The organism is Cupriavidus sp. FW306-1B-F12B (assembly GCF_058781795.1).
Map to the genome: position 1 here is coordinate 415511 of NZ_JBYSXC010000001.1, position 21651 is coordinate 437161.

20 protein-coding genes and 1 pseudogene are annotated in these 21651 nt (G+C 67.2%); 14 read left to right on the plus strand and 7 right to left on the minus strand.

What is annotated here, in order from left to right:
• Window positions 1–38: 38 nt before the first annotated feature.
• The 3 genes from AC3WLE_RS01840 to AC3WLE_RS01850 all read right to left on the minus strand — a co-directional run bounded on the left by AC3WLE_RS01840 (window position 39) and on the right by AC3WLE_RS01850 (window position 3344).
• Entirely contained in the window at window positions 39–989 is a 951-nt protein-coding gene (locus AC3WLE_RS01840; RefSeq protein WP_492317169.1) for an amidohydrolase family protein, read from the minus strand.
• Entirely contained in the window at window positions 986–2323 is a 1338-nt protein-coding gene (locus tag AC3WLE_RS01845) for an MFS transporter (protein WP_492317170.1), read from the minus strand. The genes AC3WLE_RS01840 and AC3WLE_RS01845 overlap by 4 nt, the downstream gene beginning before the upstream one ends.
• 76 nt (window positions 2324–2399) lie before the next feature.
• Window positions 2400–3344, minus strand: a complete 945-nt coding sequence (locus AC3WLE_RS01850) for a YncE family protein (RefSeq protein ID WP_492317171.1) — start codon at window positions 3342–3344, stop codon at window positions 2400–2402.
• Between the two features lie 252 nt (window positions 3345–3596).
• Here AC3WLE_RS01850 and AC3WLE_RS01855 point away from each other — a divergent pair, with 252 nt between their 5' ends.
• The 3 genes from AC3WLE_RS01855 to AC3WLE_RS01865 all read left to right on the plus strand — a co-directional run bounded on the left by AC3WLE_RS01855 (window position 3597) and on the right by AC3WLE_RS01865 (window position 6820).
• Entirely contained in the window at window positions 3597–4910 is a 1314-nt protein-coding gene (locus tag AC3WLE_RS01855) for a hemolysin family protein (protein WP_492317172.1), read from the plus strand.
• 316 nt (window positions 4911–5226) lie between these two features.
• Entirely contained in the window at window positions 5227–6543 is a 1317-nt protein-coding gene (locus tag AC3WLE_RS01860) for a GGDEF domain-containing protein (RefSeq protein WP_492317173.1), read from the plus strand.
• A gap of 145 nt (window positions 6544–6688) precedes the next feature.
• The gene (locus AC3WLE_RS01865; protein ID WP_010814145.1) at window positions 6689–6820 is read left to right on the plus strand and encodes an entericidin A/B family lipoprotein; all 132 of its coding nucleotides are present in this window, start codon (window positions 6689–6691) and stop codon (window positions 6818–6820) included.
• A gap of 94 nt (window positions 6821–6914) precedes the next feature.
• Here AC3WLE_RS01865 and AC3WLE_RS01870 read toward each other — a convergent pair whose 3' ends face one another.
• The 3 genes from AC3WLE_RS01870 to AC3WLE_RS01880 form a co-directional block, all read right to left on the minus strand.
• Complete coding sequence (locus AC3WLE_RS01870; RefSeq protein WP_492318455.1) at window positions 6915–7559, minus strand: bifunctional 4-hydroxy-2-oxoglutarate aldolase/2-dehydro-3-deoxy-phosphogluconate aldolase; 645 nt, start codon at window positions 7557–7559, stop codon at window positions 6915–6917.
• A 65-nt stretch (window positions 7560–7624) separates the two neighbouring features.
• On the minus strand, window positions 7625–8560 hold the full coding sequence (locus AC3WLE_RS01875; protein ID WP_492318456.1) for a sugar kinase: 936 nt from the start codon (window positions 8558–8560) through the stop codon (window positions 7625–7627).
• Between the two features lie 13 nt (window positions 8561–8573).
• Entirely contained in the window at window positions 8574–9842 is a 1269-nt protein-coding gene (locus AC3WLE_RS01880; protein ID WP_492318457.1) for an amino acid deaminase, read from the minus strand.
• Between the two features lie 224 nt (window positions 9843–10066).
• Between AC3WLE_RS01880 and AC3WLE_RS01885 the strand changes: the two genes are divergently transcribed.
• The 7 genes from AC3WLE_RS01885 to AC3WLE_RS01915 all read left to right on the plus strand — a co-directional run bounded on the left by AC3WLE_RS01885 (window position 10067) and on the right by AC3WLE_RS01915 (window position 15740).
• On the plus strand, window positions 10067–10972 hold the full coding sequence (locus tag AC3WLE_RS01885; RefSeq protein WP_492318458.1) for a MurR/RpiR family transcriptional regulator: 906 nt from the start codon (window positions 10067–10069) through the stop codon (window positions 10970–10972).
• A gap of 2 nt (window positions 10973–10974) precedes the next feature.
• Complete coding sequence (locus AC3WLE_RS01890) at window positions 10975–12447, plus strand: N-acyl-D-amino-acid deacylase family protein (protein WP_492351892.1); 1473 nt, start codon at window positions 10975–10977, stop codon at window positions 12445–12447.
• Window positions 12448–12499: 52 nt separating this feature from the next.
• Complete coding sequence (locus AC3WLE_RS01895) at window positions 12500–12892, plus strand: RidA family protein (protein ID WP_012355941.1); 393 nt, start codon at window positions 12500–12502, stop codon at window positions 12890–12892.
• Between the two features lie 111 nt (window positions 12893–13003).
• Window positions 13004–14365: a GntP family permease gene (locus tag AC3WLE_RS01900; RefSeq protein WP_492318460.1), complete on the plus strand. Its 1362-nt coding sequence runs from the start codon at window positions 13004–13006 to the stop codon at window positions 14363–14365.
• Window positions 14366–14860: 495 nt separating this feature from the next.
• Window positions 14861–15046: a hypothetical protein gene (locus tag AC3WLE_RS01905; protein WP_492318461.1), complete on the plus strand. Its 186-nt coding sequence runs from the start codon at window positions 14861–14863 to the stop codon at window positions 15044–15046.
• A 110-nt stretch (window positions 15047–15156) separates the two neighbouring features.
• Window positions 15157–15363, plus strand: coding sequence for a type II toxin-antitoxin system VapB family antitoxin (locus AC3WLE_RS01910; RefSeq protein ID WP_492318462.1), 207 nt, complete (start codon window positions 15157–15159; stop codon window positions 15361–15363).
• Window positions 15360–15740: a type II toxin-antitoxin system VapC family toxin gene (locus tag AC3WLE_RS01915; RefSeq protein WP_492318463.1), complete on the plus strand. Its 381-nt coding sequence runs from the start codon at window positions 15360–15362 to the stop codon at window positions 15738–15740. The genes AC3WLE_RS01910 and AC3WLE_RS01915 overlap by 4 nt, the downstream gene beginning before the upstream one ends.
• Before the next feature lie 102 nt (window positions 15741–15842).
• Here AC3WLE_RS01915 and AC3WLE_RS01920 read toward each other — a convergent pair.
• Window positions 15843–16115: pseudogene (locus AC3WLE_RS01920) on the minus strand (ABC transporter ATP-binding protein); the annotation flags it as partial.
• Between the two features lie 89 nt (window positions 16116–16204).
• Between AC3WLE_RS01920 and AC3WLE_RS01925 the strand changes: the two are divergent.
• The 4 genes from AC3WLE_RS01925 to AC3WLE_RS01940 all read left to right on the plus strand — a co-directional run bounded on the left by AC3WLE_RS01925 (window position 16205) and on the right by AC3WLE_RS01940 (window position 21636).
• Window positions 16205–17122, plus strand: coding sequence for an aldo/keto reductase (locus AC3WLE_RS01925; protein ID WP_492318464.1), 918 nt, complete (start codon window positions 16205–16207; stop codon window positions 17120–17122).
• Between the two features lie 12 nt (window positions 17123–17134).
• Entirely contained in the window at window positions 17135–18502 is a 1368-nt protein-coding gene (locus AC3WLE_RS01930; protein ID WP_492356276.1) for an NTP/NDP exchange transporter, read from the plus strand.
• A gap of 150 nt (window positions 18503–18652) precedes the next feature.
• Window positions 18653–20116: an MFS transporter gene (locus AC3WLE_RS01935; RefSeq protein WP_492351890.1), complete on the plus strand. Its 1464-nt coding sequence runs from the start codon at window positions 18653–18655 to the stop codon at window positions 20114–20116.
• Window positions 20113–21636 (plus strand): FGGY family carbohydrate kinase, encoded by a 1524-nt coding sequence (locus tag AC3WLE_RS01940; RefSeq protein ID WP_492356275.1) that lies wholly within the window; start codon window positions 20113–20115, stop codon window positions 21634–21636. The genes AC3WLE_RS01935 and AC3WLE_RS01940 overlap by 4 nt, the downstream gene beginning before the upstream one ends.
• The last annotated feature ends 15 nt before the right edge of the window (window positions 21637–21651 follow it).

Genomic DNA, 21651 nt, shown 5'->3' on the forward strand with positions numbered 1-21651 from the left:
AGATTGGACTTATAGCATGCTTGTGCTTGCCGCTGGTTCTAGGCCAGCTCGGACGGCCTTGGAACATTGATCCGATAGAACCTGACCGCATTGCCAGCCAGCACGCGCTGCCTGGCCGCGGTGTCCGGCAGCGCCTCGCACACGGTGCCGAGGATCGTGCCCAAGTCCGCGCTCAGGCCCGACACCGGCAGGTTGCTGCCGAACATCGCCCGCTCATGCCCGAATATCGCCAGCACCTCGCGCACGATGCGGCGGTTGCCCTGCGCATCCCAGCGCCCGCCGGCCAGCCCGAACTCCGACAGCTTGACCGACACATTGGCGCAGGCAGCCAACGCCTCCATGCCGGCGCGCCAACTGGCCAGGCCCTCCTCCGAGCGGTCCAGCGGCAGGCCCGCGTGATTGAGCGCGATCGGCACACCCGGCAAGGCGGCCGCCACCCGCGCCGCCTCGCGCAAATGCCAGAACGGTACCCGCAGATCCCACGACAAGCCATGGCGTTCCAGCCGCGCCAGGTCATCCAGCCAGGCCTGGTCCTGCATCGACCCGGGCCGCCCTGCCACCGACTCGCCCGGCGCCGACGCCGTCAGCGGTTTGCACCGGATCCCCCTGACCCGCGCGAAACCGGCCTGGCGCGCCAGCAGCTCCGCGCATCCTGGAGTGCCGAACGGCGCGTAGGCCACCACCGCGGCAGCCATGCCGGGGCGCCAGGCCTGGCCGTGCAGCCACGCGGTCTCGTCGACGGCTTCGCGGCGGTCGCGTTCGGCCTCTACGTGCACAGTGGCCAGCACTGTGACGGCGCTAGTGTCATGCGCGTACTGCGCCTCAAGGTAATCGCTGCGCAGGGCCTGGTAATCGCCGAGAAAGAAGCTCTGCGGCCGGTATTCGTCCTGCAGCCAGGGATAGCGGCCGCGCCCGAGTTGCCACAGGTGGTGGTGGGCGTCGACGATGGCCAGGCCTGCGGGCAGCGCGGCAGTTGTTACCCTGCTCATCGGCACCGCCTCGGCAGCGTGGCGGCCAGGGCGCCGGCCAGCACCAGCGCGGCGACCAGCAGGTAGACACCGGCACCCGCGCTGACGCGCTCGATCAGCACGCCCGCGGCATAGGGGCCGCAGAATCCGCCCAGGTTGCCGAGCGCATTGATCACGCCGCGCGCCACGCCCGCGTGCTCGGCGGCCAGCAGCCGCGGTGGCAAGGTCCAGAACACCCCCGCGGCGGACTGGAGGAAGAAGCCACTGCCGACCAGCAGGCCATAGGACAGCCAGGTATTGTCGTGCCACCAGACCGAACCGGCCAGGCAGGCGGCGAAACCCAGCAGCGGCCAGACCACGAAGACCTTGCGCCGGCCGGTGCGGTCGGACAGCGAGGAGATCGCGAGGATGCCGGCCATGGTGCCCAGGTAGGGCAGCACGGCCAGCATGCCGACCTGCCCCATGCCACCTCCGGTCAGGCCCTTGAGGATGGTGGGCAGCCACAGCGTGTAGCCGTAGATCCCCATCTGGTAGAGAAAATTGACGGCGATCAGACGCCAGATCACGTCCTGCGACAGGATGCGCGCCAACACCGCCCGCGTGCCGCCCGCGCCCTGCACCACGTTCGCGCCAGCGGCGGCTGCCTGCTGCTCTTCCTCGCGCAGGCGGGCCAGCAGATAAGCCTTCTCTTCGGCCGAAATCCAGCGCGCCTGCTCGGGCCGGTCACTGGCCAGTTTCCACCACACGCCGAGGCAGGCCAGCGAAATCAGGCCTTCCACGATAAACAGCCAGCGCCAGTCGAGCGCCGCGATCACCAGCCCCGACAGCGGCGCGGTGATGATGCCGGCGATCGGCACGAACAGGATCACCAGGGCGTTGGCGCGCCCGCGTTCGTGGTCGGGGAACCAGTTGCCGACCATGGTCAGCACCACCGGCAGCATGCCGCCCTCGGCCACCCCCAGCGCAAAGCGCAGAACCAGCAGTTCGGTCTCGTTGCGCACCAGGCCGGTCAGCACGGAAATGACGGCCCAGGCCAGCATCGACCAGGCGATGAAGTTGCGCCCGCTGCCGCGCACGGCCAGCTTGCCGCCGGGAATCTGCAGGAACAGATAGCCGACAAAGAAAATGCCGCCGGCCAGGCCGGCCATGCTGGCGCCGATACCAAGCGCGTCGCCCATCCCGCCCGGCATGGCGAAGGCGATATTGACGCGATCCATGTACGAGACGATGCAGACCATCAGGATCGGCGGGATGATGCGCCACCAGCGCTGGGCGGGGATGCCGGTGGCAACGGTGAGAGGTGTCGCGTCGATGGCGACGGACGTGCCGGCGCCGGCTTGGTCCAAGCCTTTCATACTCTGTCTCCGTATGGATTTCCGGGTATAGGCCGCTGGCATCTGCGCTGCCTTCGCGGCCTTGAACGCCCGCTGACTACCGCGGCGGCAAGGCCAGGATGGCAAGACCGTCCGGTTCCTTGCCGGTGGTGAAGGCATGGCGCAGGGTCAGGCCAGGCAGGTCAAGCTGGCCGACGGTGTGGTCGTTGAGCGCGATATAGGCGCGGCTCGGGTCAGCCGGATGGAAGGCGAGCGCGATCGGCTTGGCGCCGGTGTCGACCCGGCCGGTTTCGGCGAGCGTGTCGGGGTCGAAAATGCGGATGCTGCGCTCGCCGTAGTTGAGCACGAACAGGCGGTCGTCCGGCGACCAGTAGATGCGGGTGGGATCCTCGCCGGTCGGCACCGTGCGCACCGCTTCCATCGTGCACGCGTCCAGCCGGGTCAGACTGTGATCGTCGCGGCTGGCGACGTAGAGCGCCGCTTCGTCGCGGCTCAGGCAGCAGCCCTCGGGGCGCCTGCCGGCGTACGCCGCGCGCGGAGTGCGGGTGGCATCGTAGGGGTGGACCAGCGTCACGGTATGCGACAGCAGGTTGGTCACGTAGGCACGCTCACCATCGGCCGACAGTACGAACAGATGGCTCTTGACCCCGCCCGCGGGCACGGCGCGGTCCGGGACTGGGCGCTCCAGCGGCGCTTCGAACACCAGCAGCATATTGTCGCGCTCGCTCAGCGCGTAGACGCGTCCTTGCCGGTCGATCTGCAGGCCATGGATACGGTGATAGGGCGAGCAATCGAGCTGAGCCCTGACAACGCCGCGCATCAGGTCGACCGCGATCACCGCGGCGCCGCCGTCGCCGGCGTGCGCGAAGGTCTGCACGCCATAGTGGCCGACGTAGCCGCACAGGCGCTCGCGGTCCACCACGAATTCATGCGGATAGTCAGGCAACTGCACACTGAAGCAGCGCTCGCCGCCATCCAGTTCGTAAGCGCTGAAGCTATGGCCGAATTTCTCCACCAGCACGGCCGTCCATTGGCTGTCCATTCTGTCTCCTTGTGATTCGCACGCCTGTAGGCTCCAGGCTGTTCGGAAGGCGGCACAGGTGCTGCCATGGACGGAAGTCTGGCGCAGCCAACGATAACTATCTATTGAATATTAGGTATCGAGCTATCTCCATTAGTTATCGCCACGCCAGGCGAAGGCGCCACCATCACCTGCACCGGGGAACCGCCGAGCCGTCATGCGCGGATGGTATGCTTGGTGCTTTCAACTCACACGCATAGGGCGCGCACCCTGATGGAAATTGCCATACTGCTGGCGCTGATTCTGCTCAACGGCCTGTTCGCGATGTCCGAGATCGCGTTGGTCACGGCCCGCAAGGCACGTCTGCAGCGCCAGATCGAGAACGGTGACCGCGGCGCGATTGCCGCGGTCCAGCTGGGCGAGGATCCTACGCGCTTCCTGTCCACGGTGCAGATCGGCATCACGTCGATCGGCGTGCTCAATGGCGTGGTCGGCGAATCCACGCTGGCGCAGCCGCTGGGCCTCTGGCTGCAAGGCTTCGGCTTGTCGCCGAACACCTCCGGCTATGTGGCGACCGCCATCGTGGTGGCCGGCCTGACCTACTTTTCCATCGTGCTGGGCGAACTGGTGCCCAAGCGCCTGGGCCAGATGGCCCCCGAAGCCATCGCGCGGCTGGTGGCGCGCCCGATCGGCTGGCTGGCCGTGGCCTCCACCCCGTTCGTCAAGCTGCTGTCCAGCTCAACGCGGCTGGTGCTGCGGCTGCTCGGCACCAAAGTCGACCGCGGCCCGGGTGTGACCGAGGAAGAAATCCACGCGCTGCTGGTCGAGGGTTCCGAAGCCGGCGTGATCGAACAGCACGAGCACACCATGGTGCGCAACGTGTTCCGGCTGGACGACCGCCAACTGGCATCGCTGATGGTGCCGCGCGGCGATGTCGTGTACCTGGACGTGGAAGAGACGCTCGATGAAAACCTGCACCGCATCGAGGAATCCGACCACTCGCGCTTTCCGGTCGTGCGCGGCGGCATGCACGACATCATCGGCGTGGTCAGCGCGCGCCAGTTGCTGGCGCGCCGGCTGCGCGGCGAAGAAGCCGACCTGAAGGCCGCGGCGCAGCCCGCGGTGTTCGTGCCCGAGAGCGTGACCGGCATGGAACTGCTGGAGAATTTCCGCGGCTCCGGCGGCCAGATGGCCTTTGTCATCGACGAGTACGGCGAAGTGCTGGGCCTGGTCACGCTGCAGGACCTGATCGAGGCCATCACCGGCGAATTCAAGGCCGACGCCGCCGGCGAGGAATGGGCAGTGCAGCGCGACGACGGCTCGTGGCTGCTCGACGGCCTGATCCCGATCCCGGAACTGAAGGACCGCATCGGCCTGCGCCAGGTGCCGGAGGAAGAAAAAGAGCGCTACCACACCCTGTCCGGCATGCTGCTCCTGCTGCTGGGCCGCCTGCCGCAGATCGCCGACAGCGTGCAATGGGGCGACTGGCGCTTCGAGATCGTCGACATGGACGGCAAACGCATCGACAAGGTGCTGGCCTCGCGCCTGCCCCCGCAGGAAGGACCTGAGGAAGAGACCACCGGCTGATCAGGCCAGCCCATCCGCCGATGCCCTGATTCCGGCAGTGGCGTCAATCCTGGATCACAGCCGATGACGGCCATATTGATCCATATCAAGTTGCAGGTTGCGACCAAGTCACCTTGGCGCAATTTGCAATGTTCCGCCCCCTCCCCTTCGCTTATGATCGGCCTGTGCGGCCCGCATGCGGCCGTGGCAGGCTGGATCACCAAGGCCTGACGACAAGCGCCGGCGGCCGCCCCAGCGGCCAGCCGAACGACCAAATCCGCTACCGGGGAGACGCGGACATCGCGAGGCCATCAACCGGCTGTCCGCAAGACCATCCATGCATCCTGATGCCGATGACATCGCCGCGCCAGCGGCCGCGGGCGCGATACAGCCTTCCGCCCTGGTGTCCGCGCTTGCCGCACGCCGCTCCGGCACCGGGCAGCCGGCGACCATCCTCTCGATCCGCCTGGACCGGTTTGCCAGCGCCTGCGAAACCCTGGGCCCCCGGCGCGCGGCCAGGCTGCAGGCCATCGTGCAGGCACGCATCGCCTGCCTGCTGCCGCCCGGCGCCATCATGCACTGGATGGCGCCGGCAGACCTGGTGGTCATTACCGCGCTGCCGGACGGCGTGCCCGACCCCGGCCCGGTGGCCAGCCGGCTGGCCGACGAGCTGTCCCGGCCGTTCGCGCTGGAGGGCTTCGAGCTGTTTATTTCGTGCAGCATCGGCGTGGCCACCGACCATCCGGATATCCCGGCTGAACGCAGCCTGCAGCAGGCCCTGGACGCCATGCTGCAAGTCGACCGACGGGGGGGCGACGGCCTGGCACGCGCCGACAAGCCCGCCACACCGCCGACCGCGCCCCTGCTGGCTGCCCTGCCCGACGCACTGGAGCGCGGCGAGCTGAGCCTGCAGCTGCAGCCGCGCGCCGACTTCGCCAGCGCCGTTGTCAGCGGCTACACCGTGCGGCTGCGCTGGCATCATGCGGCGCTGGGACGCGTGGCGCCGCAGGATTTCTTGCCGGCGGTGGAGTCGCTGGGGCTGGTCGGCCGGATTGGCAGCTGGCTGCTGGAAAGCGTGCTGCCACTGGTACGCGCCGCCGAAAACGTGGCCCCGCTGCAATTCACCCTGCTGGCCTCCAGCGCGCAGCTGCACCGCCCGCAGATGGTGGAGGCGCTGGCCCATGCCCTCGACGCGGGCGGCATCGCGCCGAACCGCCTGTGCATTGAAGTGTCGGCCAGCGCCGTGCCGGCCGACCCCGACATCATTGCCCGCTTTGCCGCGCTGCGCGGGCGCGGGCTGCAACTGGCACTCGGCGATTTCGACGACAGCCCGGGCTGCCGCCGCTTGCTGACGGCGCTGCACCCGGACAGCGTCACGCTGGACGCGCGCCGGCTGGGCCATGCACCCCGGGCCGGCGAATCCGCCAACCGTGCCGAGAGCCTGCGCGCCGCCTGCAGGCTGGCCCGCAGCGCCGGCGTGTCGGTCTGTGCCAAAGGGATCGAGACCCGCCAGCAGCTCGAGGCGGTGCGGGCCTGGGGCTGCCACAGCGTGCAGGGCTACCTGCTGGCGCAGCCATTCCCCGCGACCTGGCTGCTCCAGACCCATGCGGCAATCCAGCAGCGCGCCCGGGAGCTGCTGGGGCCCCACGCCTGAGTACCGGCTGGCGTTGCGGGCCGTTGCACGATTTACAAATTGGCACATACCAGATGGCAAACCCGCTCACAGCAGCGGTAAAATCGGCGCAAATCCCTCAATCCCTGAATCTCTCGATTCTTAAAATCCTCAAAAGGAGCCCGGCGTGAAGAAAGGTTGGATCTGGTGCGTTTTGTTTGCCACCCTGTTGGCTGGCTGCAACACGATGGCGGGGCTCGGCCAGGACATTCAGCGCGGTGGCCAGAAGCTCGAAAGCTCGGCGGACCGTCACAAGTAAGCCGCCAGCCCCCCAAGTCTGATGCGGCCCGGACCGCGTCGATATGAAAACGGCACGCCGCATGGCGTGCCGTTTCTCTTTGCGCTGCCGCTGCTCAGCGCTTGTTGCGCAATGCCCTGGCCTGCTCGGCCAGCGTGCGGATGCGGCCCCAGTCGCCGCTGGCGACCGCGTCCTTGGGCACCACCCACGAACCGCCCACGCACACCACGTTCGGCAGCGCCAGGTAGGTCGGCGCCAGCGCGGCGTCGATGCCGCCGGTCGGGCAGAAGCGCAGCTGCGGCAGCGGGCCGCCCAGCGACTTCAGCATCGGCACGCCGCCCGCTGCCTGCGCCGGGAAGAACTTGAGGAAGGTGAAGCCGGCTTCCAGCGCCGCCATCGCCTCACTGGCAGTGGCCACGCCCGGCAGCAGCGAGATGCCGGCGCCGTGCGCGCCCTCGGCCAGCGCCGGGGTCAGGCCGGGCGAGACGGCAAACTGTGCGCCCGCATCGCGCACGGCGTGCAGCTGCTCGACGTTCAGCACCGTGCCGGCACCGACGCAGGCCTGCGGCAAGGCTGCCGCCACCGCCTTGATCGCTTCCAGTGCCACCGGCGTACGCAGCGTGATCTCAAGCAGCGGCAAGCCGCCGGTGACCAGCGCCTCGCTGACGTGCAGGGCCTCGTCGACCGAGTGGAATTCCAGCACCGGGATCACCGGCACGTCGGCAAGGCGTTGAAGCAGCGGGGAAGTCTGGTTTTGCATGGCTGTCTCGGAATAGGAAGTGCAGAAGCAGGGTTTCAGGGAAGCAGGAGTTCAGGCCAACGGGATCATGCGATCACTGACACCGACTGCGCCAGCCGGCCCAGCACGGTCTGGGCGTCGGGGATCGGCGCCACCGCGCCGTAACCGGTGGTAGACAGCGCCGCCGCCACGTTGGCATAGCGCGCCGCCTCGAACGGATCGGCACCCGCGGCCAGGCGCGCAACAAAGCTGCCGCCGAAGCAGTCGCCCGCGCCGGTGGCATCGACCGGCTCGACCGGATAAGGCGGCACCAGCGCGCGCGACTCTGGCGTGGCCACATAGGAGCCCTCTTCGCCCAGCTTCAGCGCGACCAGGCCGATGCCGCAGCCCAGCAGGTAGTCGACGATGGCGTCGCGGTCGTCCAGCCCGGTCAGCACGGTGATGTCATCCCAGCTGGGCAGGCACACGTCGGTCAGCATGAGGGCCTCGCGCATGATGCCGCGCGCGCGCGCCAGCGACCACAGCCGCAGCCGCAGGTTGGTGTCCAGCGTGACCTTGGTGCCGGCCTTGCGCGCATGCTCCATCGCGTCCAGCCCGGCATCGCAGGCGCTGGTGCTGATGGCCAGGCTGATGCCCGACAGGTGCAGGTAGCGCGCCGCGGCGATCGCGCCCAGCGGCAGATGCTCATGCTGGTAGCGGCTGGCGGCAGAGCCTTCGCGCAGGTAGTCGAAGCGGTGGCCGTGGTTGTCGTGCGAGACAAAATAGACCCCGGTAGGCGCGCTCGGGTCGACGCGCACATGGCGGGTATCGACCCGCTCCTGCGTCCACAGCGCGCGCAAGCGCTCGCCGAAGGTGTCGGCGCCGACCGCGCAGATATAGCCGGTGCTGGCGCCCTGGCGCGCAGCGGCAATGCAGAAGTTGGAAGTGTCGCCGCCAAAGCCTTGCAGGTAGCGCGACGGATCGTCGGGCTGCTGGTTGAACTCCACCAGCGGTTCGCCGTAGGCCAGGATGTCGATGCTCATGGGGCCGTCTGCCTCAGAAGAAGGTTTGCACGATGTCGATCACGCGCATGTCGCGGTCCAGCACCGGGATATGGCGCCACTTGTCGAAAGTCAGGCACGGGTGCGAGATATCGAAAGCGATCATGTCGCCGACCTGAACGTCGTCGCCCGGCTTGACCTGCAGGTAGGCGTGCTGGTCCATCATGCCGGTGACCTCCCAGTGCGCGGGCACGTCCACCGGCGCCTCGGTGCCGGGCCGGTACAGCCGCGCCGGGATTGGCATGCCGGCGTCGAAGGCCGCATCGCGCTTGCCCATGCCGATGATGACGCGGTCCGGTTCGGGGATCGACTGCACATAGGCCCACAGCTGCAGCGCCGGCAGCAGGCCCTCGCGCATCTTCTGCGCGACCGGGTTGCTGGCCAGGATGCGCTGCTGCGCGGCGCGGTAGATGCCTACGTCATGCGTCAGGTAGCAGCCCGGGCGCAGCACGATGTCGATCGGCGCGCCGATCTCGGTGCGCGCGAATTCCTCGGCCACCACGTCGTACCAGGCCGAGCCCGCGCCCGACATCACCACCGGGCTGCGGCCGAAGCGGCCTTCCTGTGCCAGTTGCCGCGTCACCGCCACGGTGCGCTGCAGGAACTTGCGGATATCGGCTTCTTCCTTGAGCACGCCTTCATAGATCTCGACGCCGGCCAGCGACAGCGCCTGCGGCCAGCGCGCCAGCGCGTCCAGCACGGCCTGCTGCTGCGCATCGTCGCGTACGCCGGTGCGCCCGCCTTCCACGCCCAGTTCCAGCAGCACCTGCAGCTTCTGGCCGCGCTCCTGGAAGAACTTGCCGAGCTGGTCGACCAGCGCGGCAGAGTCCACCAGCGCGAAGAATTCGAAATCCGGATCGCGCAGCAGGTCAGCGATGATTTCCATATTGCGCCGGCCCACCAGCTGGTTGGCCATCAGCACGCGCTTGACGCCGTGCGCATGCGCGGCAGCGGTCTGGTGCGCGGTGGCCAGCGTGATGCCCCACGCGCCGGCGCCGAGCTGGCGCGCAAACAGCTTGGGCGCCATGGTGGTCTTGCCATGCGGCGCAAGCTGCACGCCGTACTCGTTCATGAAGCGGCGCATCCACTCCAGGTTGTGCGCAAGCCGGTCTTCATAGAGCACCGCGGCCGGCAGGCTCAACTCTTCCTGCAACAGGTTCCAGCCGGTCTGGCCGGCCGCATCCGGGGCGATCGGGGCTTCCATCCGGCCCAGCGCCTTGTTGAGCGGATCGATCACGCCGGCCTGATACTTTATTTCATGCATGCTTGTCATCACCCTGAAAAAATCTGATTGACGTAATGATAGCCCTGAAAATAAGATATTTCATCCTTGTTATAAAGTAACACGCAGATGCCCGGAAGGGCTAGCCGGGACCACGCGACTGGCATCCGCCACGTGCGCCAATCACTGTTATAGCCCCTGCCCGCGGACACTGCAGCTTCCGTCACATTTCGATCCAACCCGTCTTCACACCAGACCTGCCGCCCATGACCGCGCCCTTCGACATCCTGACCCGCATCGCCGAGCGCGGCCCCGCGCTGCGCCTGGCCGAGCAGAAGGTGGCGCAGGTGGTGCTGGAAGACCTGGCCGGCGCGGCCGCCGCCAGCATCAATGAGCTGGCGCGCAAGGCCGGCGTCAGCGAGGCCAGCGTGACGCGCTTTGCCAAGGCCATCGGCTGCCGCGACGTGCGCGACCTGAAGTTGCGCCTGGCGCAGGCCACCGCGGTGGGTGCGCGCTTCCTGCAGCCCGGCAGCGTTCCCGCCGGTGAAGCCACCCCGGCCACGCTCGCTGACAGCATCCACGCCGACATCCTCACCGCGCTCGAAGTCAACCGCGGCATGATGGATGCGCAGCGCATCGAACAGGCCGCGCGCCTGTTGCTTGGCGCACGCATGGTCTACGCTTTTGGCATGGGCGGCGGCTCGTCGTTCATGGCCGACGAGGCGCGCCATCGCCTGGCGCGCCTGGGCCAGCCGGTGGCGAGCTACCAGGACGCCCTGCTGCAGAAGATGGTGGCGGCCACGCTGGGCCGCGACGACGTGGTGCTGGCCTTCTCGGCCAGCGGCCGCGTGCCGGAGATGCTGGCCAGCTGCGATATCGCGCGCGAGTACGGTGCCCGCCTGGTGGCCGTGACCGCGCTGGGCTCGCCGCTGGCCGCGCGTGCCGACGTGCTGCTGCCGGTGCGCACGCTGGAGACGGATTTCATTTTCAAGCCGTCGGCATCGCGCTACGCCATGCTGATGGTGCTGGACGTGCTGGCCACACAATGCGCGCTGTTGCAGCCGGACCAGAGCAAGGAGCGCCTGCGCCGGCTCAAGTACGTGCTGGACACCCACCGCGGTGAAAGCGGCCCCGCCAGGGGCCCCGACAGCCGCCAGCCGCTGGGAGACTGACCATGCCACACCTGTTCGATACCCTGATCCGCTGCGTCACCCTGATCGACGGCTCCGGCGCCGCCGCGCGCCTGGCCGACGTGGCCCTGCGCGACGGCCGCATCGCCCGCCTCGATGAAGCCGGCGCGATCGATCCCGACGCCGCCTCGCATGTAGTCGAAGGCGACGGCCTGGTCCTTGCACCGGGCTTTATCGACGTGCATACGCACGACGACACCAACGTGGTGCGCCAGCCCGAGATGACGCCCAAGCTGTCGCAGGGCGTGACCACGGTGGTGGTCGGCAACTGCGGCATCAGCGCCGCGCCGGTGACGCTGGCGGGCGAGCCGCCCGACCCGATGAACCTGCTCGGCCATGCCGACGCCTTCCGCTACCCGGATTTCAAAAGCTACGTCGATGCGGTGGAAGCCGCGCAGCCCGCGGTCAACGTTGCCGCGCTGGTCGGCCATACCGCGCTGCGCAGCAACCATATGGACCGCTTCGACCGCGCCGCCACGCCGGAAGAAATCGCGGCAATGCGCGCACAGCTGGAAGAAGCGCTGCAGCACGGCGCGCTGGGCCTGTCCACGGGCCTGGCCTACGCCAATGCCTTCAGCGCGCCGACCGATGAGGTGCTGGCGCTGGCCGAACCGCTGGCCAAGGCCGGCGCGCTCTACGCCACCCACCTGCGCAGCGAGTTCGCCGAGATCCTCGACGCCATGGACGAGGCCTTCCGCATCGGCCGCCATGCGCGCGTGCCGGTGGTGATCTCGCACCTGAAATGCGCGGGCGTGGCCAACTGGGGCCGCAGCACCGAGGTGCTGGACGCACTCGACGGCGCGCAGCGCTGGCAGCCGGTGGGCTGCGATTGTTACCCCTACACCGCCAGCTCCTCCACGCTGGACCTGAAGCAGGTCACCAGCGACTTCGACATCATGGTGACCTGGTCCGAAGGCGCGCCCGAAATGAGCGGCCGCCTGCTGGCCGATATCGCCGCCGAATGGCAGGTCGACCTGCACGAAGCCGCGCGCCGGCTGATGCCCGCGGGCGCGGTCTACCACTGCATGGAAGACGCCGACGTCGACCGCATCCTGAGCCATCCGGCCACGGTGGTCGGCTCGGACGGGCTGCCCAACGACCCGCTGCCGCATCCACGCCTGTGGGGCGCCTTCCCGCGCGTGCTGGGCCACTACGCCCGCGACCGCGAGCTGTTCCCGCTGACGGTGGCCGTCAACAAGATGACCGGCATGTCCGCCGAGCGCTTCGGCCTGCAGGAGCGCGGCTTCGTGCGCGAAGGCTACTGGGCCGACCTGGTGCTGTTCGACGCCACCACCATCCGCGATGCGGCCAGCTTTACCGATCCAATGCAACCGGCCGAGGGCATTGCCGCGGTCTGGGTCAACGGCGAGCTGTCATGGCAGCAGCGCCAGACCACCGGCGTGCGCGCCGGCCGGTTCCTGCCGCGAGGCTCGCGGCCTGAGTTCGGCGCCGCCTGACCGGCGCGCTGCCCTCCTTCCTTCCCATATCCAACACATCCCAGGAGTACCCATGGACATCAAACGATTCGGCGTCGAAGGCGGCACCGGTACCGGCGGCCAGCACATGCCCTTTGCCCGCGCGGTCGCGGCCGATGGCTGGCTCTACGTCTCCGGCCAGGTGCCGATGGTCAACGGCGAGGTCATCGACGGCGGCATCGTGCCCCAGACCCACCAGGCCATCAAGAACGTGCTGGCCATCCTGGCCGAGGCCGGCTACGGCCCCGAGCACGTCGTGCGTTGCGGCGTCTGGCTGGACGACACGCGCGACTTCGCCTCGTTCAACAAGATCTTCAAGGAATACTTCGGCGCCAACCCGCCCGCGCGCGCCTGCGTGCAGTCGAGCATGGTGGTGGACTGCAAGGTCGAAGTGGACTGCATCGCCTACAAGAAGCCGGCAGCCTGAGCCTGCTGCCTGCGGATTGTGTACTCCCCTCTCCCAACCGCGGAAGAGGGGAAAAACTAAAAACTAACCCCTGCCGCCACAAGCGGCCTTTTTTCCACACAAGGAGACTATATGGGTGCCGTCACCGGAACCACGCTCTTGGTGTATGCGCTGATCGCAGTGATCGCACTGGTGGTGCTGATCGCGCGCTTCAAGCTCAACCCCTTCATTACCCTCGTGGTCGTTTCGGTGCTGCTCGGCTTTGCCGTTGGCATGCCGATGGGCGACATCGTCAAGTCCTTTGAAGCCGGTGTCGGCGGCACGCTGGGCCATATCGCGCTGGTGGTCGGCCTTGGCACCATGCTCGGCAAGATGATGGCCGAGTCCGGCGGCGCCGAGCGCATCGCGAACACCCTGATCGATTTCTTCGGCGCGAAGAACGTGCATTGGGCGATGGCCACCATCGCCTTTATCGTCGGCCTGCCGGTGTTCTTTGAAGTGGGCTTCGTGCTGCTGGTGCCGATCGCCTTCAACGTGGCCAAGCGCACCGGCACGTCGATGGTGCTGGTCGGCATCCCGATGGTGGCCGGCCTGTCCGTGGTGCACGGCCTGATTCCGCCGCACCCGGCCGCACTGCTGGCGGTGACCGCCTATGGCGCCGACATCGGCAAGACCATCATGTACGCGCTGATCGTTGGCATTCCCACCGCAGCCCTCGCCGGCCCGCTGTTCGCCAAGCTGATGGACCGCTACGTCAAGCTGCCCGAGATCAACCCGCTGGCGGACCAGTTCACCGAAGAGGATGAGCGCGTCAAGGCATCGCACGAGTTGCCGGGCTTCGGCATCACGGTGTTCACCATCCTGCTGCCCGTGATCCTGATGCTGATCGGCAGCTGGGCCGACCTGTTCACCACGCCCAAGACCTTTGCCAACGACTTCCTGAAGCTGATCGGCAACTCGGTGATGGCGCTGCTGATCGCCGCGCTGGTGAGCTTCTACACCTTCGGCAAGGCGCGCGGCTTCAACCGCGAGACCATCCTCAAGTTCACCAACGAGTGCGTGGCGCCCACCGCCATCATCACACTCGTCGTCGGTGCCGGCGGTGGCTTTGGCCGCATCCTGCGCGACTCGGGCATCTCCAACGCCATCGTCGACGTCGCCACCGGCGCCAACGTGTCGGTGCTGGTGCTGGGCTGGCTGGTGGCGGTGATGATCCGCATCGCCACGGGCTCGGCCACGGTGGCCATGACCACCGCCGCGGGCATCGTCGCGCCGATCGCCGCCAGCGTGCCGGGCACCCGCCCGGAACTGCTGGTGCTGACCACCGGCGCCGGCTCGCTGATCCTGTCGCACGTGAACGACGGCGGCTTCTGGCTGGTCAAGGAGTACTTCAACATGACCGTGACCCAGACTTTCCAGACCTGGTCGGTCTGCGAGACCATCATCTCCGTGGTGGCGCTGCTGCTGACGCTGGGCCTGGCCACGCTGATCTGAGCGTTACCTCCCGCGCCCCGGGGGCGCGCCGGGCGGCCCCGGCAGGCCCCGGTATCAACCGGGATTGGCTTGCCTGCGCCACCATCCCAACTTCATGGCCGGCCGTGGCTGCCTTCGACGGCATGGGCGCGGTCTACGAAAGCCGCACGCGCATTTTCAAGAGTCGGCGATTTCTGGATCCGCTGCATGGATTCAAACTTCGCCCGCCCCTGGAAATGCGACATCTCTCATCGATTCCCCTGCACCGACAGCAAATACTGGTGGCGTCATCGGATCACCGATGATCGGGTGTGGAAAGCCCGGATGTCTGACGAGGACAGGCGTTGCGCTTGCAGCATGCAACGCCTGTGTGCTCGCATGGTTCCATGGCGGGCCAAGCGAGGCAGCCGCAAGGCTGGCCGGTTCCACCTCGTCAGACCGGTCTTTCCACCCTCGTTGACTGGCCCGCCGCCCTCACGTGGAAAGGAGTGGCGCGCACTCACTAGTGAGGAATCAATGACGACGATCGATGAAATGACTAACGAATGCCTGCAGCAGGTTCGCGCTGGTATTAACGGCGTTCTCGTACTTCTGGATCACGAAAGCGAACGCTCGGAGGGCTGCTTCAGCGCGCTTTGCCTGCTTGGCATGGTGAAGGCGCAGCTTGATGGACTGCTGGCCGAACGGGAGCGGATGCTGTAGCGGCTCGTTGGTGTGACGGGGCAGTCACCGTCACACCATCCTGCAGGCAACCTTGCCTAGATGCTTTTTTTGATGCACCATAACATCAAATCTGAGGCGAGGAGCATGCTATGCGCACGACCGTCACTATCGACGACGCCCTTTATGAACAAGCACTAGAGATAGCCGACCCTGGCATGGACAAATCTGATCTTTTTCGTGAGGCAATCAAGACTTTCGTGCGGGTGCAAGCAGCCAAGCGCCTCGCGGCGCTGGGTGGCACCGCTCCCGACATGGAAGATGTGCCACGTAGCCGCATCGAACCCGAATCGAAATGAGCGTGCTCGTCGACACCTCTGTGTGGGTGGATCATTTCAAGAACCGCAATGACGCACTGGTCAGTCTGCTCGTGTCGGATCAAGCACTGACCCACCCCATGGTCCTGGTTGAACTAGCCTGCGGGACGCCCCCGGCACCGCGTGCGCGGACACTCGGTGACATCGGGCTGTTGCAGCCCGCAAGGCAAGCGAGCTTGTCAGAGGTAATGGCGTTCATCGAGCACGAAAAATTGCATGGACTCGGTTGCGGCCTGGTGGATGTCTCATTGCTGGCTTCCACTTTGATCACGCCAGGCGCACGGCTATGGACACTGGACCAACGTCTCAACGACTTGTCAGTGCGTTTTGGTGTGGCGCATCGACCCAAGCTTCACTAGGTCACGTGAAGCGCCGCGACTCTATTCAGCAACGAGGCACTGGCTGCTGAAAGCGACCGGCAGGTTAACCTGCACCAGGTTCGCGACGTTTTTTTGGCCACGTCATACCCCGACCACACTCATCAGCGCATCCAGCCGCGCCTTGTCTGCCAGCAACACAGCGCTGTCCGACGCATGCACCACCCTTCCCCGGTCCAGCACCATCGCCCGCTGCGTCATCGCCAGTGCCAGCCGCGCATTCCGTTCCACCACGATCGCCGCCATGTCCGACTGGCCGATCAGTTGCCGGATCACCCGCCGCAGTTCCTGCATGATGATCGGCGCCGAGCCTTCCATCGGTTCGTCCAGCATCAACAGCGCCGGGTTGAGCATCAGTTTGTCGCGCAACTGATCAACGCAACGGTTTACAAGGGTCCGCCCGCAGCCTAAGGTCAACCAGTAAGTCACTTGCCGGGAACCATCCCATGTCGATCGACCGCCGCTCCTTCCTCAGCCTTGCAGCAGGCCTGGCCGCTACCGGCCTCGGCCCTGTGCTGCCGGCTCATGCCGCCACCGTCGCCGCCCCCTTGCGCCGCAATATCCCGGGCACCACCGAAGCCCTGCCCGTGATCGGCATGGGCACCGCCGACACCTTCAACGTCGGCACCGGCGCCGACGAACGCAAGCCGCTGGCGGAGGTGATGGGCCTGCTGCTGCAGAGCGAAGGCTCGGTCGTCGATACCGCGCCCAGCTACGGCAGCGCCGAGGCCGTGACCGGCGACCTGCTGCGCGCGGCCAACGCCCGCAGCCGGGTGTTCCTGGCCACCAAGATCTCGGCCAAATCCGGCGCGCCCGCGCAGGCGCAATGGGCGCGCTCGCTGGCCGACCTGCATGTAGACAAGGTCGACCTGCTGCAGATACACAACCTGATCGACTGGCAGGCCAACCTGCGCTGGCTGCGCGAGCTGAAGGAACAGGGCCGCATCCGCTACCTGGGCATCACCCATTACCGCGAGGACGCGCACGAGGCGCTGGAGAAGATCGTGCGCAGCGAGCGCGTGGACTTTGTCCAGATCAACTATTCAGTGGCCGAGCGCAATGCCGAGCGCACGCTGCTGCCGCTGTGTGAAGCACGCGGCGTGGCGGTGCTGATCAACCGGCCATTCCAGGACGGACGCCTCTTTCGCGCCGTCAAGGACCGCCCGCTGCCGCCGTGGGCCGGCGATATCGACTGCGGCTCGTGGGCCCAGCTGTTCCTGAAGTTCATCGTCAGCCATCCCGCCGTGACCGCGGCGATCCCGGCCACCTCCAAGCCGCCCAACATGGCCGACAACCTCGGCGCCGGACTGGGCCGCATGCCCGATCCCGGCCAGCGCGAGCGCATCGCCGCGCTGCTGCGCTGAGCCGTACCGATCGTGGACGATCCCGCGCGCGACCCGCCTGCCGGCGGCCTGGCCCGGCTGCGGCGCGGTTTCGGCATCCGCCCCGGCGAGGGCGGCGCCGTGGTGGCCGGCTTCCTGTTTTTCTTCTGCCTGTTCGCCAGCTATTTCATGCTGCGGCCGGTGCGCGAGACCATGGGCATTGCCGGCGGCGTGAAGAACCTGCAGTGGCTGTTCACCGCCACCTTTGTCGTGATGCTGGCCGCGATCCCGCTGTACGGCGCGGTCTGCGCGTGGCTGCCGCGGCGCCGCTTCGTGCCCTGGGTGTACGCCTTCTTTATCGCCAACCTGCTTGGCTTTGCGCTGGCCACTCGCGCCCTGCCTGACAACGTCTGGCTGGCGCGCGTGTTCTACGTGTGGCTGTCGGTGTTCAACCTGTTCGTGGTGTCCGTGGCATGGAGCCTGATGGCGGATGTGTTCCGCCCCGAGCAGGCGCGCCGTCTGTTCGCACTGCTGGCCGCCGGCGCCAGCGCGGGTGGGCTGGCCGGCCCCGTGCTGGGCGGCTGGCTGGTGCCGCGGATCGGCCTGACCGGACTGATGCTGCTGTCGGCCGCGCTGCTGGCCGCAACGCTGCCCGGCGTGGGCTGGCTGTTCGGCTGGCGCCGCCGCGCCGGCGCGGGCGTGGTGCAGCCGGGCGAAGCCCCGGCCGGCGCGGCGCAGGATCCGGCCAACCCCATCGGCGGCGGGCTGCTGGCCGGGCTGTCGCTGCTGCTGCGCTCGCGCTACCTGCTTGGCATCGGCCTGTTCGTGATCCTGCTGGCCACGGCCAGCACCTTCCTGTATTTCGAGCAGGCGCGGCTGGTGGCCGAGGCCTTCCCGGAGCGCACCCGCCAGACCCAGGTCTTCAGCGCGCTGGATGCTGCCGTGCAGGCGCTGACCATCCTGGTCCAGCTCTTCTTCACCGGCCGCATGGCGCGCCGCTATGGCGTCACCGTGCTGATGACCGCGGTGCCGCTGGCGGTGACCTGCGGCTTTCTCGTACTGGCGATGCTGCCGACCTTCGGCGTGCTGGCCGGCGTGATGATCCTGCGGCGCGTGGGCGAATACGCGCTGCTGCGCCCCGGGCGCGAGATGCTGTTCACCGTGGTCGATCCCGAGACCAAGTACAAGGCCAAGAACGTGATCGACACCGCCGTCTACCGTGCGGGCGATGCGGTCAGTGCGTGGGTCAAGACGGCGATCGATGCGCTGTCGGGCCATCCCGCCACGGTGGCGCTGGCTGGCGCCGTGCTGGCGCTGGTGTGGGCGGGGCTGGGCTGGTGGCTGGGGCGGCGGCATGAGGGTCAACTGGCCCCGCCGGATGCCAGTCCGCGCCGTGCCGTGGGGAATACCGCTGCACGCTAATGCCCAGGACAAGGGTTTTCCCGGTTGACGCTGTGCCTGCGAAGCCATACATTGGCCACGCAGATCTAGATAAGAGACCATCTGTAAGATGGTCTCTTCGCGCCTTGCAGTTGCTGCGGCCTCTTACAGAACAAATAAGAGGAGACCGCCGTGCAACACTCTGCCATCAAGATTCGTGGCATCGATGATGTCATTGCCTACATAGATTCCTGCCCAGGCATTCGCGGCAGGGCCGGTGTCATCTGGTGGCTCGCACTCGGCGGGCTATTCCTTGATGCATTTTCCAATTCTGCACTGAGCGCCGGCCTCGGGCCGATGACGCGCAACCTTCAACTCGCGCCGGCAAAAGTCGCCCTGTTGACCTCGTTTGCTTCATGGGTGGCCATTGCCTTCAACCCTATCGGCGGCTGGATGGCCGACCGCTGGGGCCGCGTCCGCCCGCTGATCCTCGCCAAGGTCCTGGCTGTGGCCGGCGCATTGCTGGTGGTGTTTGCCCCCGGCTTCGAGGTGATCCTGGCCGGTCGCTTCTTTGTCGGCGCGGCCTACGGCATCGACTTTGCCATCGCCATGGCGGTGCTGGCGGAGTTCACGCCGGTGAAACTCAAGAGTCGGCTGAACACGTGGCAAGGCATGTGGTACACGGCCGTCTGCTCTAACCTGTTACTGGCACTGCTGTTCTACTCCTGGGACGTTGGCGACACGATCTGGCGCTACTCGGTGGCAGCCACCGCGGTCTTCGGCGTGATCATCCTGCTGCTGCAGGGCCTGTTCCTGGTGGAAAGCCCGATCTGGCTGGCGCGCAAGGAATTGCTCGATGCCGCCGCACATGCCATGACGCGCATCTACGGACGTGAGTTCGTTGCCGCACCGCCCGCGGAACGCATCCCCGTCCTCAACCAGGCGCGCCGCGGCCTGGCCAACGTGCTGCTGATCTTCCGCGGCGTCTACCTGCCGCGCACCGTGCTGGCGGCCACTGTGCAGATCGGGCAGTCGATCCAGTACTTCGCGATCGGCTGGTACCTGCCGCTGATCAGTGCGGCCCTGTTCGGCAAGGACTTTGTCTATGCGACGATCGGCGCGCTGGTCTTCAACGTCTGCGGCATCTTTGGCGGGTTCCTCTCGCCCTTGATAGGCCGCAAGCTGGGCCTGCGCCGCGCCTCGGCGTTCGGCTTTGCGGCGGTATTCGCCATGCTGCTGATCCTGGGCCTGTTCAACGGCAAGATGCCGATGTGGATGGCAGTGGTCGTTCCGTCGCTGTTCATTCTGTTCCACTCGGGCGGACCCGGCGCAAATGGCAAGAGCCTGTCGTCACTGTCTTTCCGCAGTGAACTGCGCGCGGGCGCCAACGGCATCATCGGCGCACTCGGTGCCATCGGCGCTGCACTGGGCCTGCTGGTGTTCCCGCTGTTCCGCGCACAGTATGGGCTGGAGACCACCTTCCTGATCCTGTCCGTGGTCCCGCTGCTGGCCAGCATCATCTGCTTCGCGATCCGCTGGGACCCGACCCGCACCACCATCAACCCCGACAATGAAGCCGATGCCCCGCAGTTCAAGGGCGATGTGCCGGACGCTCCGGGCTTCATGAATCCCGCGATTGAAAAGGCCCGCCCATGACCCAGCGCAGAAATGTCATCCTTGCAATCGATGAGGGCACCTCAGGCACGCGGGCAGCGGTGGTGGCCGCCGACGGTCATGTCATGTGCCTCGAGTACACCACGCTTGAGGTCCGTTCCCCCTGCCCCGGCGTGGTCGAACAGGACGCCGACGTCCTGCTCGACAAGACCCTGGCGGTTTGCCGCGCCACCCTGGCGCAAGCCGCTCGCGAAGACCTGACCGTCACCGCCCTCGCCATCGCGACCCAGCGCGCCACCGCGGTACTGTGGGACACGCAGACCGGACGTGCGCTGGTACCCGCCATGGCGTGGCAGGACACGCGATACGCAGCCGATCTCGACCAGCTTGCGCCGGCATGGGACGCGACTCTGCGCGAAGCAGTCGGCCGCCCCACCGGTGTGCGCTCGCCTTACCTGTGGGCGGCGCGGCACCTGCGTGACACGCCGGCTGTGGCTGACGCCTTCCGTGCGCGCCGGCTCGCCTTCGGCACCATCGACAGCTGGTTGCTCTGGCACCTGTCGACGGCACGCACGTGCATCACCACGCCGACCAATGCCACCTCATGCAACGCCTACGTGCTGACCGGGCATCGCTACCAGCTCGACTGGATCGACGCGCTTGGCTTTCCGCGCGAGCTGCTGCCTGAGCTGCGCCAGGATGCGGACGACTTCGGCCGCACGCGGCCGGACGTGCTGGGGATTGACGTGCCGATCCTCGCTTGTGCCGGGGACCAGCTCGCCGGCGCAATCGGCCTGGGATGCCTCGATGCCGGCCAGGCGATGTGCCTGCATGGCACCGGCAGCTTCGTCGACCTGGTAGTCGGTCCGAACCTTCCCGCACGCAGCGGCAAGTCGGACAGCACCCTGACCATGACCGCACGCCGGCAGCTGGGCGTGTCGCATTTCTCCGTCGAAACCTTTGTCGCCACCACCGGCTCCGCGCTCAACTGGGTCTGCGACAAGCTCGGCTGGTTCGAGAATGCCAGGCAAATCAGTGCGCTGGCCAGCACTGTTGCATCGTCACGAAGCGTGACCTTTATTCCCGCGCTGACCGGCCTGCGAGTCCCACGCATGCAGCCTGAAGCGCGCGCAGCATTGACCGGTATCTCGATGGCAACGACGCAGGCCGAGATGGCCTTTGCCATCCTCGAAGGCATTGCCCACTCGGTGACTTCCTGCATCGAGGCCAACCGGGAGATCGCGGGCGTGCCAGTGTCGGAACTGGTGGTCGGCGGCGGCTTGTCCGGCAGCGATGCGCTGCTGCAGATGCAGGCGGATCTCAGCGGAATTTCCATCCACCGCATGAAGGAGACCGACCGCGCCAGCCTGCGCGGCATCGCTTACCTTGCCGGCTCGTCCGGCCTGCTTTGGGATTCCATGCAGCAGGCCCGGGCCACCACGACCCCGGACGCGGTGTTCGAACCTGCGATCAGCGCCGATGAGCGCGCCCAGCGGCGCGCGCTCTGGAATGCGCGGGTGGCATCCGAGCTCAACCATGCGGACGCGCTTGCGGTCCATTAACCAGGAGCAACAACA

Coding starts and splice junctions, on each gene's coding strand:
- AC3WLE_RS01840 (WP_492317169.1), bottom strand. CDS start 989: ATGAGCAGGGTAACAACTGCCGCGCTGCCCGCAGGCCTGGCCATCGTC.
- AC3WLE_RS01845 (WP_492317170.1), bottom strand. CDS start 2,323: ATGAAAGGCTTGGACCAAGCCGGCGCCGGCACGTCCGTCGCCATCGAC.
- AC3WLE_RS01850 (WP_492317171.1), bottom strand. CDS start 3,344: ATGGACAGCCAATGGACGGCCGTGCTGGTGGAGAAATTCGGCCATAGC.
- AC3WLE_RS01855 (WP_492317172.1), top strand. CDS start 3,597: ATGGAAATTGCCATACTGCTGGCGCTGATTCTGCTCAACGGCCTGTTC.
- AC3WLE_RS01860 (WP_492317173.1), top strand. CDS start 5,227: ATGCATCCTGATGCCGATGACATCGCCGCGCCAGCGGCCGCGGGCGCG.
- AC3WLE_RS01870 (WP_492318455.1), bottom strand. CDS start 7,559: ATGCAAAACCAGACTTCCCCGCTGCTTCAACGCCTTGCCGACGTGCCG.
- AC3WLE_RS01875 (WP_492318456.1), bottom strand. CDS start 8,560: ATGAGCATCGACATCCTGGCCTACGGCGAACCGCTGGTGGAGTTCAAC.
- AC3WLE_RS01880 (WP_492318457.1), bottom strand. CDS start 9,842: ATGCATGAAATAAAGTATCAGGCCGGCGTGATCGATCCGCTCAACAAG.
- AC3WLE_RS01885 (WP_492318458.1), top strand. CDS start 10,067: ATGACCGCGCCCTTCGACATCCTGACCCGCATCGCCGAGCGCGGCCCC.
- AC3WLE_RS01890 (WP_492351892.1), top strand. CDS start 10,975: ATGCCACACCTGTTCGATACCCTGATCCGCTGCGTCACCCTGATCGAC.
- AC3WLE_RS01895 (WP_012355941.1), top strand. CDS start 12,500: ATGGACATCAAACGATTCGGCGTCGAAGGCGGCACCGGTACCGGCGGC.
- AC3WLE_RS01900 (WP_492318460.1), top strand. CDS start 13,004: ATGGGTGCCGTCACCGGAACCACGCTCTTGGTGTATGCGCTGATCGCA.
- AC3WLE_RS01905 (WP_492318461.1), top strand. CDS start 14,861: ATGACGACGATCGATGAAATGACTAACGAATGCCTGCAGCAGGTTCGC.
- AC3WLE_RS01910 (WP_492318462.1), top strand. CDS start 15,157: ATGCGCACGACCGTCACTATCGACGACGCCCTTTATGAACAAGCACTA.
- AC3WLE_RS01915 (WP_492318463.1), top strand. CDS start 15,360: ATGAGCGTGCTCGTCGACACCTCTGTGTGGGTGGATCATTTCAAGAAC.
- AC3WLE_RS01925 (WP_492318464.1), top strand. CDS start 16,205: ATGTCGATCGACCGCCGCTCCTTCCTCAGCCTTGCAGCAGGCCTGGCC.
- AC3WLE_RS01940 (WP_492356275.1), top strand. CDS start 20,113: ATGACCCAGCGCAGAAATGTCATCCTTGCAATCGATGAGGGCACCTCA.